Source organism: Neobacillus sp. B4I6, from assembly GCF_050434045.1.
In the GTDB taxonomy this organism is placed as follows: Bacteria; Bacillota; Bacilli; order Bacillales; family Cytobacillaceae; genus Neobacillus.
This window is the reverse complement of record NZ_JBNPWB010000002.1, coordinates 1,493,192-1,505,637: the sequence shown is the minus strand read 5'-3', so window position 1 is coordinate 1,505,637 and position 12,446 is coordinate 1,493,192. Positions and strand designations below refer to the sequence as shown.

At 36.9% G+C, this 12,446-nt stretch carries 12 protein-coding genes, 1 pseudogene and 1 riboswitch; of the genes and pseudogenes, 4 read left to right on the top strand and 9 right to left on the bottom strand.

Annotated elements, in window-relative coordinates:
- Positions 1–7 precede the first annotated feature (7 nt).
- Positions 8–157: a hypothetical protein gene (locus QF028_RS09540; protein WP_214713910.1), complete on the top strand. Its 150-nt coding sequence runs from the start codon at positions 8–10 to the stop codon at positions 155–157.
- Positions 158–443: 286 nt separating this feature from the next.
- On the opposite strand, the gene QF028_RS09535 is transcribed toward QF028_RS09540, so the two are convergent.
- Both QF028_RS09535 and QF028_RS09530 read right to left on the bottom strand, forming a co-directional pair.
- On the bottom strand, positions 444–578 hold the full coding sequence (locus QF028_RS09535; RefSeq protein WP_282599519.1) for a hypothetical protein: 135 nt from the start codon (positions 576–578) through the stop codon (positions 444–446).
- 40 nt (positions 579–618) lie between these two features.
- Positions 619–807 carry a hypothetical protein gene (locus QF028_RS09530; RefSeq protein ID WP_429465003.1) on the bottom strand — a complete coding sequence of 63 codons (189 nt, stop codon included), beginning with the start codon at positions 805–807 and terminating at the stop codon, positions 619–621.
- Between the two features lie 259 nt (positions 808–1,066).
- Between QF028_RS09530 and QF028_RS09525 the strand changes: the two genes are divergently transcribed.
- Positions 1,067–1,246 (top strand): small acid-soluble spore protein H, encoded by a 180-nt coding sequence (locus tag QF028_RS09525; RefSeq protein ID WP_215004593.1) that lies wholly within the window; start codon positions 1,067–1,069, stop codon positions 1,244–1,246.
- Positions 1,247–1,475: 229 nt separating this feature from the next.
- Here QF028_RS09525 and QF028_RS09520 read toward each other — a convergent pair whose 3' ends face one another.
- The 3 genes from QF028_RS09520 to QF028_RS09510 form a co-directional block, all read right to left on the bottom strand.
- Entirely contained in the window at positions 1,476–1,643 is a 168-nt protein-coding gene (locus tag QF028_RS09520) for a serine protease (RefSeq protein WP_215004594.1), read from the bottom strand.
- 20 nt (positions 1,644–1,663) lie between these two features.
- Positions 1,664–3,448: a phosphomethylpyrimidine synthase ThiC gene (thiC, locus tag QF028_RS09515; RefSeq protein WP_429465002.1), complete on the bottom strand. Its 1,785-nt coding sequence runs from the start codon at positions 3,446–3,448 to the stop codon at positions 1,664–1,666.
- Positions 3,449–3,589: 141 nt separating this feature from the next.
- Positions 3,590–3,704: riboswitch (TPP riboswitch) on the bottom strand.
- 57 nt (positions 3,705–3,761) lie between these two features.
- Positions 3,762–4,061 (bottom strand): hypothetical protein, encoded by a 300-nt coding sequence (locus QF028_RS09510; protein ID WP_429465001.1) that lies wholly within the window; start codon positions 4,059–4,061, stop codon positions 3,762–3,764.
- Between the two features lie 439 nt (positions 4,062–4,500).
- Between QF028_RS09510 and QF028_RS09505 the strand changes: the two are divergent.
- Positions 4,501–5,855: pseudogene (locus tag QF028_RS09505) on the top strand (IS1182 family transposase).
- A 245-nt stretch (positions 5,856–6,100) separates the two neighbouring features.
- On the opposite strand, the gene QF028_RS09500 reads toward QF028_RS09505, so the two are convergent.
- Positions 6,101–8,335: a SpoIID/LytB domain-containing protein gene (locus QF028_RS09500; RefSeq protein ID WP_429465000.1), complete on the bottom strand. Its 2,235-nt coding sequence runs from the start codon at positions 8,333–8,335 to the stop codon at positions 6,101–6,103.
- 368 nt (positions 8,336–8,703) lie between these two features.
- On the opposite strand from QF028_RS09500, the gene QF028_RS09495 reads away from it, so the two are divergent.
- On the top strand, positions 8,704–9,129 hold the full coding sequence (locus QF028_RS09495) for a hypothetical protein (RefSeq protein WP_429464999.1): 426 nt from the start codon (positions 8,704–8,706) through the stop codon (positions 9,127–9,129).
- A gap of 230 nt (positions 9,130–9,359) precedes the next feature.
- Here the strand turns inward: QF028_RS09495 and QF028_RS09490 are convergent, their stop codons facing one another.
- From QF028_RS09490 to QF028_RS09480, 3 genes are all read right to left on the bottom strand, one after another.
- Positions 9,360–10,343, bottom strand: coding sequence for a proline dehydrogenase family protein (locus QF028_RS09490; protein WP_429464998.1), 984 nt, complete (start codon positions 10,341–10,343; stop codon positions 9,360–9,362).
- A gap of 112 nt (positions 10,344–10,455) precedes the next feature.
- Positions 10,456–11,142 (bottom strand): FadR/GntR family transcriptional regulator, encoded by a 687-nt coding sequence (locus tag QF028_RS09485; RefSeq protein WP_429472247.1) that lies wholly within the window; start codon positions 11,140–11,142, stop codon positions 10,456–10,458.
- 123 nt (positions 11,143–11,265) lie between these two features.
- A complete protein-coding gene (locus QF028_RS09480; protein ID WP_429464997.1) occupies positions 11,266–12,393 on the bottom strand; it encodes a glycerate kinase in 1,128 nt (375 codons plus the stop codon).
- Positions 12,394–12,446 lie beyond the last annotated feature (53 nt).

The window sequence follows — 12,446 nt, the reverse complement described above, 5'->3', positions numbered from 1 at the left end:
GAGCTAGATGTGGGAAAGAGTAATCGGCCGATTGCCCTCCAACCTTATCATCTTTTCTACTGTAGTATCCGTATTACTTCCTATGGCATTCTATAAGCTGAATCAAAAATTTCACGATTATGGTGATCCGTCATGGAAAAAGAAACAAGAACCCTAATTTGTAATTGAATTATAAATTTTTTAAAACATATTCATTAATAGTTAAGTCGGGTAAACAAGGGGCATCACTGCCCCTAACTCCCCAAAGAACTATTGAATTACCTCTTGGCTTATTTCGTATTTCCCTTTTGGAAAACGGGCCCGGTATTGAAAGAACTGTAAAAAAAGAAGCACTCAAAATTTTGAGCACTTCTTCTTTCGCATTTCTATAACATAAGATCCCGGCAGTTAAAGGCTGCCGAAATTTTTTATTCTACCCGCTTAGGGTATACCTCTTTTATTTTTCATTCACTGCTTTGTGTAGTATTAAAAAATTCAGACGGATCTTTTTTGTTAGCCTTTACCTTATTGTTGTTTTTACCCATTTTTCCATCTGATTCATAACTTAATTTCTGAGGTACCTTTTTATTCTCTTCCATAATATCCCCTTTCAAAACTATTATCAATTGACTTAAACCATTACGTTTCTTGGTTATTGATTGTATTGTTAACTAAGTTTTGAGTTGCATCTCGAGACGACTCCGCCGCATTTTCAATAGCTGGCTGCACGTAGTTTAGAGCTGACTGATTTATGTTTTTAAATTTTTTCATTTTATTTTCAGAATCGTTCTGATTTCGATTACTTTCCTTCATTGTCAATTCCTCCATTATTTTCTTTCATCTTTTTATTCTCTGATTTATTTTGAAAAATATACAAAACAACTCCTGTTTCCTTCCTGCCCGCTTATTCATTCAAAAAAGAGAGTAACACGAAAGGATCTTTATCCCTTTTTTCTCTGTTATGTCGCATTTAATCCAAAATGTACAAAAAAAGGTAATTAAATAACATCATTTCTAAAATAAACGAATAACAAGTAGTTCAAAGGAAATACTTAAAATGGCTTTTATACGGAAAGGAGGTCGTGACATGGACGTACAACGAGCACAGGAAATTTCTAATTCATCGACTATGGCTAATGTAACGTATAACGGAACACGTATTTATATTGAGCATGTAGACAAACAAAACGGAACAACTACAATCCACTCTCTCGATGAACCAAATAGTAAACAAAGTGTTTCCGTATCAAGTCTGATAGAACATTAATTAGTTAAATCTTCTTCAAGTGAAAGCATAGTTCCTAAGAAAACATCACTTCAAAGTGGTGTTTTCAAGTTCCGTTTCGCATTTGTAATAATAATAAGTGATTATAGTTTTTACTATGGGAATTTATAGAAAAAACTAAAAAACCTTACCCTGATTATTAATCAAGGTAAGGTTACATGGCTATCTTTTTAATACCCTCTTGTTAGATTATCTTTTTGTCGAGTTTTGTTTAATAATATAATACATTTACCTTATTACACTTCAAACATTTTTCATAATATTGATCGCCATCAAAATGATGATCACAATTTTGCTGAATTTCCTTTAAACGCTCCTCTAAAAAAGCAAGGCTAGTTTTCATTTGCGTAATTTCCTCGTTAATCTTTTGAACATTCATCGTATAACCTCCCAAGAAAGTTACTGATATATGCTGCCCCCAGATTGCTTAAACTCCTTAGCTTTTTCCTTCATACCTGTTTCAATAGCTTCCTTCGTATCAAGTTTGTTTTCTTTCGCATAATTACGAATATCTTGAGAGATTCTCATGCTACAAAATTTTGGTCCACACATTGAACAGAAATGTGCTGTTTTTGCACCTTCCGCAGGTAAAGTTTCATCATGATATTCTATCGCTCGTTCTGGATCTAAAGATAAATTAAACTGATCTCTCCAACGGAATTCAAAACGAGCTTTTGATAAGGCATCATCTCTTTTTTGGGCTCCTGGATGTCCTTTTGCCAAATCAGCAGCATGGGCGGCAATTTTATAAGTAATAACCCCTACACGAACATCCTCTCTATTCGGTAAACCTAAATGTTCTTTAGGCGTTACATAACAAAGCATAGCTGTGCCATACCAACCAATCATTGCAGCCCCAATAGCAGATGTAATGTGATCATAACCAGGTGCTATATCAGTCGTAAGAGGTCCAAGTGTGTAGAATGGTGCTTCCTGACACACTTCTAGTTGTTTATCCATATTTTCTTTAATTAGGTGCATAGGTACATGTCCAGGTCCTTCAACCATTACCTGTACATCATGTTCCCAAGCAATTTTTGTTAGCTCTCCAAGAGTCTCTAATTCTGCAAACTGCGCTTCATCATTCGCATCTGCAATTGACCCAGGACGTAATCCATCCCCTAAAGAGAATGCAACATCATAAGACTTCATTATTTCGCAGATTTCTTCAAAGTGAGTATATAAAAAGCTTTCTTTATGGTGGTGTAAACACCATTGTGCCATGATTGATCCACCGCGGGATACAATACCTGTTAACCGTTTTGCCGTTAATGGGACATATCGTAAAAGAACACCAGCATGAATGGTGAAGTAATCAACACCTTGCTCCGCTTGTTCGATCAAGGTATCACGGTAAACTTCCCATGTAAGATCTTCAGCAACACCATTTACTTTTTCAAGTGCTTGATAAATGGGGACCGTGCCGACAGGAACAGCTGAGTTTCGAATAATCCATTCTCGTGTTTTATGAATGTTTTTACCTGTTGATAGATCCATAATATTATCAGCACCCCAGCGAGTCGCCCATGTCATTTTTTCAACCTCTTGTTCGATGGATGATGAAACAGCAGAGTTACCGATATTCGCGTTAATTTTAACATGAAAATTACGTCCTATTATCATAGGTTCTGACTCTGGATGATTGATATTAGAAGGAATAATCGCTCGACCTTTTGCAACTTCATCACGAACAAATTCAGGTTTCATATTTTCCCTTATTGCGATAAATTCCATTTCAGGAGTAATAATTCCCTTTTTTGCATAATGAAGCTGTGTGACATTTTTCCCTTTTTTTGCACGTAATGGTTTGCGCTTTAAACCCGGAAACACGTGATGATTGGCACGAGGATCTTTTTCATCCTTATACCCATTATCTACAGGCTTAATTTCTCGACCTTCATATTCTTCAACATCTGATCGTTCATGAATCCATGTGCTTCGAATAGCAGGAAGACCTTTTGAAATGTCAACAGAATAATTTAGATCCGTATAAGGACCGCTTGTATCATACACGCGTACTGGAAGGTTTTCCTCTTCACCAAACGTACCTGTTGTCGGGCTTAACTCAATTTCACGCATTGGTACTTTAATGTCGGATCTCGAACCTGTTACATATACTTTTTTACTTCCTGGAAAACTAGACATGATGGAAATATTTTGTTCGTTTAATGAAGTCGTTGACATACTTAATCTCTCCTTTTTTTGAATATAAGGACGAGATACAGAACATAACAAGTGGAAAAGCGTATAAAAGTACATCAAAAAGCCGGGACCATAAATGGTTGGACCCGGCTAATATGTATGCAGAAGTAGAGGTGCATTGAAGATTGTCTATTCTAACTTCCCCACGCTGGTATGATCCAGATCAGGTCCCAAGAGTCAAGAAACTTCATCGTGTTTCTTTCTCAGCCCAACTTATTGGGCTCCCCTAGTTATTTATATTCAATTAAGTTACATTATATATGAGTATCGGGTAAAATGAAACACATAATATTATTTAAAGTGATATAGTCGCTTTTTTACGGCAATTCACTTCTTCCCAATAATATTGAATAGCCTCTTTCCTAACTACCTCTGGACAATCTATTTCATCATCCCAATGGTCGTAATTGTTTTCTCCATTTACATGTTGGATATCCACACTATAATATTTATCTTTGTATTTGAAAATAATTACTACCATCTCGGAATATCCAGCATCATCATTTCCAAGTTCCTGAATAAATTCTATTCCGTAACTTTCATGGTTTTTACGTTCGGCAACAGAATCTAGTATAATATTTTTAGGAAACTTCATCTTTCTCGCTCCTTCATTTTATAAGTTTACTTCATTATGAAATCACAATTATTTGGTTATTTCAAGTCTAAAAAATTGGCTCTTTTTCCATTCCACCCCGTTCGAATATAGAGTAACTATTTCTACGATCTCAGGCTGTCGAGAAACTTTCGACAGCCTCTTATTTTCTACAATAACTTTAACCATTCACCGCGTTAATTTATTATAATATTATTAATATATAGGCTTTGCAACATGTCTGTTGATTTGCGCTCCAGGCACTTCGCTTTCCGCGGGCGTGCCGGGGAGCCTCCTCGGCGCTGAAGCGCCTGCGGGGTCTCCCCTACCCCGTACTCCCGCAGGAGTCTGCGTGCCTTCCGCGCAAATCAACAGAGCTGTAAAATCAATAATACACTGCTCTTAACACAACCAAACAATAAAAAATTGAGTGGTGAAATCTATGTTTAAACCAAGAGTATCTACCCAAAGTGAATATGAATTTGTTTCTATTGATGAATTGGTTCCTGACAATCACCTTCTTCGTTTAATCGATAAATATATTGATCTTTCATTCCTTATTGAAAAGGTACGTCCTTATTATAGTGATGATAACGGACGCCCTTCCGATCCCACTATTCTATTTAAAATGATGTTTATTGGTTATATTTATGGCATCCGATCCGAGCGACAATTACAAAGAGAAATTGAAATGAATGTTGCCTACCGCTGGTTTTTAGGCCTGAAATTTAAGGATCCTGTTCCACACCACTCAACGATTAGTTGGATTCGCCAACATCGTTTTAAAGGTACCGATATCTTTCAGGAAATATTTGATGAGATTGTTCTCCAGGCAATGAATCACAAAATGGTAGGTGGTCGTGTCTTATTTTCGGATTCTACTCATTTAAAGGCTAACGCTAATAAATATAAATTCACAAAACAAGAAATTGAAGTAGAGACTCGTGAATATTTTGATGAATTGAATAAAGCCGTAGAAGAGGACAGATTAGCTCACGGAAAAAAGCCGTTAAAGGAAAGGGAAGAAGTGAAGGAAACTAAAGAAATTCGGGTTAGTACCACTGATCCTGAATACGGATTTATGTCTCGTGAAAACAAGCAGGAAATGTTTTGTTATCTCGATCACCGGACTACTGATATGATATTTAACATTATTACCGATGTATATGTTACTCCTGGAAATGTTCATGATTCTGTTCCTTACCTAAGCCGGTTGGACCGTCAGGTCCAACGATTTGGATTTAAGGTAGAAGCTGTGGCACTTAATTCCGGTTATCTCACGAACCCGATTTGTAAGGGATTATCTGACCGAAATATCTTTGGAGTAATTGCCCATAGAAGATTTCATCCTACTACTGGTTTAATCCCAAAATGGAAATTTACATATGATAAAGTCCTAATAATCAAGAATTACCCTACAGTACAACAAACCGTGAGGGTGATAAAGAATATAAATCTGATTCGAAGAAATGTGAAAACTGCCCACTTCTTTCTCAATGTACACGCTCCAAAAATAAGGTAAAAGTAGTGACACGTCATGTTTGGGAAGAGCACAAGGAAAAGATAAGGGAAAATCGATTATCTAAATCTTGAAAAATGCTTTATAAATTTAGAAAGGAAAAAATTGAGCGAAGATTCGCAGACTCAAAAGAGCTGCACGGGCTTCGCTATTGCCGGTTAAGGGGATCGAAGAAAGCAAACGAACAGGCTCTCCTTACGGCAGCCTGCCAAAATATGAAAAAGATTGCAACACAATTAGCAAGGCTAGAAAAAGTGTGTTGCAATTCTTTAGGTTGATTACCTCCCTGTTGATTTCCGTGGAAGGCACGCAGACTCCTGCGGGAGGACGGGGCTGGGGAGACCCCGCAGGCGCTAGCGCCGAGGAGGCTCCCCGGACCGCCCGCGGAAAGCGAAGTGCCTAGAGCGGAAATAAACAGGCCCATTAGCAGGTACAATGAATAATTAAATGCTGAGAATAAAAAATTGCCGAGAAAAATACCCTTTCTCGACAATCTGAAGGCAGAGAGAAGTCTCTGCCTTTTTTATTTTATATATTTACTTGAAACATAACCTGTTGCTTTACCAAATTTGATTTTTTTCCATGAACCTGTTGTTGAGACAATGGTTACTGATTGATTTTTCTTTAAAGTACCAATTACCTTGCTTTTGATTGATGTTGTTGCACGTACATTAAGACGCGATGCAGTTACTTTTCCCGTTTTTGGTTTGATTACTTTTTTTACAACGAAAGTAGTTGTCACGCTCGAACGGTTTTTACTTGTGTCTGTCGCTGCCATCACTACAGAGTATTTCCCATTTCCAAGGGAAGCAGTGCTGTATCCTAGGTTGATTGTACCTGCTTTTGTTAAAACGTCCTTTTTCAGGTAGCTAAGGGTCTTACCCGTACTACTTTTTATATAGACGGTTACATATGCAGTTTCGTTTGTTTTAAAAGAAATACCGGCTTTATTTTTTGTGTTATCTACACTTGCCTTAACGCTGCTAAATTTGGGAGCGGTCTTGTCTTTTATAGCCACAACTTTTTTTACTTCAAAGGATGGCAACGTCGAAGATCGGTTATTACTCAAATCTTCAGTAATGATCCCTGCATAGTATTTTCCGTTTGGTAAAGAATTAATGGTATATTCCTTCTTTAGGGTACCTGCATTTATTACAGCTTCTTTTGAAAGATAGGTTATAATATTACCTTTACTGTCTTTAATATAAACAGTTACCTTTGCTTTCTCATTGAAATGAAAAGAGATATAAGCTTTATTTTTCGTGTAATCAACACTGACTTTTACTTCACTTATGTTTGGAGCAATTTTGTCTGAAATCGGAGTTGCTGCCACAGTTGGTTCAATGGTTTCAGTAGGTGCTTGCACAGCTTTGTCTGCAGGTACCTGTTCATCAGGATCTTCAGATATTTGTCCAGCAGGGTTTGTAGGTGTTTGTACTGTCTGTTCTTCAGATGCTTGTCCTATTGGTTCGGAAGGTACTTGTACAACCGTTGTTGGTCGCTCATTATAGTCTTTTACAATTGCTGCTCCTTTATAATAGAAGGCAAGAATCTCATTATATTTTTGACCATCAAGCGCACGGTTCTGGGCACCCCATTGACTTAAACCAACGCCATGACCGTCACCCAGTCCTTCTACGGTGATTGTTTCGTCCGTCTCTGTTATGTTCGATACAAGATAGCTCTTCATGATTCGATTGCCAACCATAGCACGGATCTGTGATGCAGCAACATTTTTGTATTCTAACTTCTGCGGGATATAAGAGCCATTTGCGTTCACTTTATCTTTTGTAAAAAATTCAACCGTAATATTTCCTTTAGACACACGGCCTCCTGATGTTGGTGTGTTTAAAGATAATACAGGTACTGCCGTTATTTTAATTTCTTTTCCGGCATAGCCATGATTTGCCATCCATGCTTTAATCGTGTTTGTTATCGTTGTATCATTTTCCTTCATTTGACTCCATGACAAATTGACCGGGTTGAATTGTTGTTTTATAACAGAAAAATCCCAAGCAGTTTTTGCATCAAATTCATCTTCTTTAATAATCAAGTAAGAGACAGGTGTTGAGCCCCAAGCATTTGCATTCGATTCTGTTTTCCCGCCATTACTGGCAGAAAAAACCGCACTGATTAAGTGGCCATTTACCTTTAAAACTTCCCCTTTTGTTTCATCTACTGCAGCTGTACTATTTGGGTGCCAAACGTAACCCCCATACACTTGGTAATTGATCGTATCATCGATGGTGATCGCTTGATAGGATAATGCATATGTTCTAGCTGCAACCGCTTGTGTTTTTAAGGCTTCGCGGTTCCATTCAGTATACATTTCAGAAGGGACGACACCTTTTAAATAATCCTCTAAGAAGATTTCATTAATTGGCCGCACATACTTTGAATTTTCGAGGACAAATTGAAATGCACCTAAATAAATACGATTATTAATAGAAAGATAGTTTGTGTTGTTTAATGGTAAAAGACTTAATGTGTCTGCGGTAAAAAGTGGTGTTGTTCCATCCCAAATAGTTATTTTGTTATTATCGTATTTTACGAGATAAGTCTTTCCGGTAGTTAAGCGGACAGTTGATTGCTCCACGTTGTAATCGCCTGTAGGTCTTATTGTTATCTCCGTTTTATTTCCAAGATAATTGACCAGTTTTACTTTAATCTTTGGCTCTATTTTTTCGGCTGATACACTTGGTATGAACACGTTAATTAATAGTATAAAGGCAAGAAAACCTGCGCCTAATTTTTTCAAAATCATTCTCCGTTCCTATGAGGATAAAATACTTATATAACGATATTACTTTATTAAACTATTCGTTTACAACATGCTATTATTGGTAAGTCGTTCTACTAAATATAAAAAATTGTGGAAATAAAAAACTCACCAAATTAGGTGAGAAAATAAGTTTTCCGACAAATATCTACATATCTCGAGTTGAATCAGCAAACACATTCAAAATATGTTATAATAAAAATAACCTACTGATTTTTCAGTGAGTAACACTAAAGATAGTAGCTCCTAATCGACTCAAATTGCCATAAGTTTCTTAAAAACTGACTCATTGGAAAATCAACTTAATGACTCGGCAACAGAATTTAAAATATAGAAAGGGTGTTTATATGGAAAATTTTATTGAAACGGTTTATTTCTTAGAAAATCCTGAAAAGAATATTATTAAATTTGCAACTGGCACCCAGCTGCGCTATGAGGACGTAATAAAAGAAGTTTTTGGCGTAGCCTGTATCAATGATTTGCATATGATGATCCAGTATAACAAGAGTTTTCAGACAAGCATTTGTAACAGTCATGGCATTAGTGAAAAGAAGATAACTCTTGATAAAATCCTTCGTGTCGCTTCAAAACTGGACATGCTTCGTCTAAAAAAAGAATTGATGGACCAAAAGAATAACAGCCTATATGAAACACCTGCAGATGGTGATTTAGCCATTACTTGCCCTTTTGATGCCACCATAAAGCTTCAAGAAGGTATTTTCCAATGGGATGACAGTAATTTTTCATATAATGCAGTGAAAACTGGTGCCTAATACCTTTGTTGTTAATAAAATAACTAACAAAGGCTAGGTGCCTTTTTTTGTTTCAGGAGGTTTAGTCCTAAAAAAATCCGATGTTCTAAGGCGACTGCATATCAAAAATAAGTGGTTCCATTGTTTACGCACTTTTTTAGCAGAATTTAAACCCACACAAAACCCCCCCCATCTGCTTAAAATGGGAGGTTGAAGGATTGCAGTTAGTTATCGTTGGAATTTAGGGGTCATTAACGTCGTTTTTTCTTATCCGCCTTAGTCATTCTTCCTAATAGAAATGCCCCTGCTGCTACACCAATCACTGTGTTCGTTTTTTTATTAAAAACTTGTTTAGCGACAAGATTTAAGTTTTGTGGTCTTTCAGCTAGTCGTCTCATAAAATAACCATACCAGTCATTGCCGAAAGGAACATAGGTACAAAAATTGTAGCCTTCACTTGCTAATTGCAGCTGCATATCTTTCCTAAACCCAAAAAGCATTTGAAATTCGAATTTCTCATTCGGAATATCGTGCTTCTTAACAAATTCTTTCACATGATTAATAATTCGATGATCATGTGTGGCAATTGAAGTGAATTTACCATTTAATAGATGCCATTCGGTAATCTTGATAAAGTTTGCATCAATATCCTTCTTATCTTGATAGGCAATTTCTGCGGACTCTTTGTAGGCACCTTTAACTAGACGAATACGGAAGTTTTTATATCTTTCAAGGTATTCTTGTGCTTTGTGGAAATAAGATTGAATGACGGTTCCAACATTATTATATTCCAGCGACAGGTCGTCCAATAAATTAAATGTTGGCTCCAGATGTTTGAAGTCCTCCATATCAATATTGACAAAAATATCGTATCGATGTGCTTGATCGACGATTTCTCTTACATTATTTAGACAAAATTCATATTCAATATCTAATCCTACTTGAGTCGGTTTTAAGGAGATATGTGCATCCACTTTATTCTCCTGAATCGCGTCGATTACTTTGAGGATTTGTTCTTTCGCAGCTGTCGCCTCTTCTTCTTTAAAAACGAATTCTCCTAAGTTATCAACAGTACAAGAGATTCCCTGAGCATTAAGTTCCTTAATACTTTTAATCATTTCAGGTATATTTGTTCCAGCCACAACACTTTGTGCACCTAATTTTAGGCCGTATTTTTTAGCTGTATTATTTAAAAATTGATTTTGAGATAAGCCGATAAAAATATCTTTCAACATAGCGATTTCTCCTTGCTGTTGTTTTTACGACCATTATAGCATACGCTTTCAATAAAATTTATTTTGCGAATTTTCCAACATAATATGCGTAACACCGGTTTACAAGTTGGTATTATTTTAATAGTTTCTGTCGAACAGAATCAAGGTGTAGGAACATGTGATGAAATGCTTCAAACGGATCCCTTTTTACCAATGCCTCGTAAATAGCAATGTGTTCTTTGAGTGTTCGCTCACGCTCACGATATTTAATTTCGCTATCGATTTTTTTAAAAGTGATAATTAATGAATCGATCATTCCTTCGACAATTGGATTATCTGCACTTAAGGCAATGGTTTGATGAAATTCCTTATCCGCCTCGACATAGTTATTGTCTTTGCTGTTAGCGATAATATCAATCGTCTCTTTTAATTTTGAAAGCTGTTTCTCACTTATTTTCTCTGCTGCAAGTGTCACTAATCCTAGTTCTAATGCCATCCGTGCCTCGATGATGGCTGGCAAATTATCATGGGCCAAAGCTAACATGACTGAAAATGGATGACTGCCGATTTTATTGTTAAAAAAAGTTCCTTCACGGGTTTTACGTGTTATTACACCAAGTGTATCGAGTGAACTTAAAGCCTCACGTAACACTGGCCGGCTGACATCTAGAACTTCCATTAGTTCCATTTCAGTCGGCAATTTATCACCTGGTTTCAATTGTCCACTAATTAATAAGTTAATAATACTTTCAACAACCTGCTTTGATAAGGTATTTCGATTTACGGATTCTACAATTATTTTTTTCGGAGAACCAACCATCATTTCGCTCCTTGAATTTTTTGTCTTTATTTGTAAGACTAATAATATTATACCTATATTAGGCTACAATTTATATGAAAAATAGCTGTCGAATACTCGACAGCTACTTTTTTTGGATAAATATTATATTTTTAATACCCGGCAAATATTTTCTGCTGTGAAAGCAAGATTAGCTTCACCTGATTCTAGTGCTTCATTTAAAGATGTAACACCCGTTAAAATTCCAATAATTGCGGTGAATCCATGATCATATAATGGCTCGATACCAGTTCCAATTCTACCTGCAAATGCAATGACTGGAATAGAATATTTCTGTGCGATGGTAGCAACCCCAAACGGTGTCTTCCCAAATAAAGTTTGGCCATCAATACTGCCCTCGCCAGTAAAAACATAGTCTGCACCCTTAACTCTTTCCTCAAGTCCAGTATACTCGATTATAAGTTCGACGCCCTTTTTTAAATGAGCATTTAGAAATGCCATTAACCCTGCACCTAGACCACCAGCGGCTCCTGCACCTTCCGTATATGCGATATCCTTTCCGAGTTCTTGCTTGATTAAGTCAGCATAAAGAGCTAAATTTTGATCAAGAAGTTGGACTAATTCAGGTGTTGCACCCTTTTGCGGGCCAAAGATTGCGGATGCACCGTTTTCTCCAATTAGTGGATTCGTGACATCACAGGCTACATCAATTTTGACTTGGTTAATTCGGTCATCTAATCCACTTAAATCAATGGAATGTAATTGACCCAACGCACCTCCGCCAAAGACAAGTTCTTCTCCGTTCTTATCCTTAAATGAAACTCCTAGTGCTTGAAGCATTCCAACGCCGCCGTCATTGGTTGCACTTCCGCCAATTCCTATAAGGATACGGGTTACACCCTTATCTAGGGCAGATTTAATTAACTGACCGGTACCGTATGTTGTTGTGATTAATGGATTGCGATCCTCTGGTTGGATTAATTCTAATCCACTCGCTGTAGCCATTTCAATAACAGCTGTTTGCCCTTCCCCTAACAGACCAAATTCCGCAAATCTTTTCTCTCCTAAAGGTCCTAGAACTTCAGTTTTGATGATTTCTCCATTAGTCATACTAACAAGAGACTCAACGGTTCCTTCCCCACCGTCCGCCATTGGCACGATTACGCATTCCGCATCAGGGAAAACCTTTTGGATTCCTTTCTCCATAGCAAGGGCAGCATTTTTCGCTGTCATGCTTTCCTTAAATGAATCAGGCGCTAACACAAACTTCATAGTAATCTGTCCTTTACATTTAAAGTAGAAAAAATTAATAAATAATTACTCAA

Excerpts from the sequence above, each read along its gene's own strand:
- thiC (WP_429465002.1), bottom strand. The coding sequence starts at position 3,448 with ATGTCAACGACTTCATTAAACGAACAAAATATTTCCATCATGTCTAGT.
- QF028_RS09530 (WP_429465003.1), bottom strand. The coding sequence starts at position 807 with ATGGAGGAATTGACAATGAAGGAAAGTAATCGAAATCAGAACGATTCT.
- QF028_RS09490 (WP_429464998.1), bottom strand. The coding sequence starts at position 10,343 with ATGTTGAAAGATATTTTTATCGGCTTATCTCAAAATCAATTTTTAAAT.
- QF028_RS09535 (WP_282599519.1), bottom strand. The coding sequence starts at position 578 with ATGGAAGAGAATAAAAAGGTACCTCAGAAATTAAGTTATGAATCAGAT.
- QF028_RS09485 (WP_429472247.1), bottom strand. The coding sequence starts at position 11,142 with ATGGTTGGTTCTCCGAAAAAAATAATTGTAGAATCCGTAAATCGAAAT.
- QF028_RS09520 (WP_215004594.1), bottom strand. The coding sequence starts at position 1,643 with ATGAATGTTCAAAAGATTAACGAGGAAATTACGCAAATGAAAACTAGC.
- QF028_RS09480 (WP_429464997.1), bottom strand. The coding sequence starts at position 12,393 with ATGAAGTTTGTGTTAGCGCCTGATTCATTTAAGGAAAGCATGACAGCG.
- QF028_RS09510 (WP_429465001.1), bottom strand. The coding sequence starts at position 4,061 with ATGAAGTTTCCTAAAAATATTATACTAGATTCTGTTGCCGAACGTAAA.
- QF028_RS09525 (WP_215004593.1), top strand. The coding sequence starts at position 1,067 with ATGGACGTACAACGAGCACAGGAAATTTCTAATTCATCGACTATGGCT.
- QF028_RS09495 (WP_429464999.1), top strand. The coding sequence starts at position 8,704 with ATGGAAAATTTTATTGAAACGGTTTATTTCTTAGAAAATCCTGAAAAG.
- QF028_RS09540 (WP_214713910.1), top strand. The coding sequence starts at position 8 with ATGTGGGAAAGAGTAATCGGCCGATTGCCCTCCAACCTTATCATCTTT.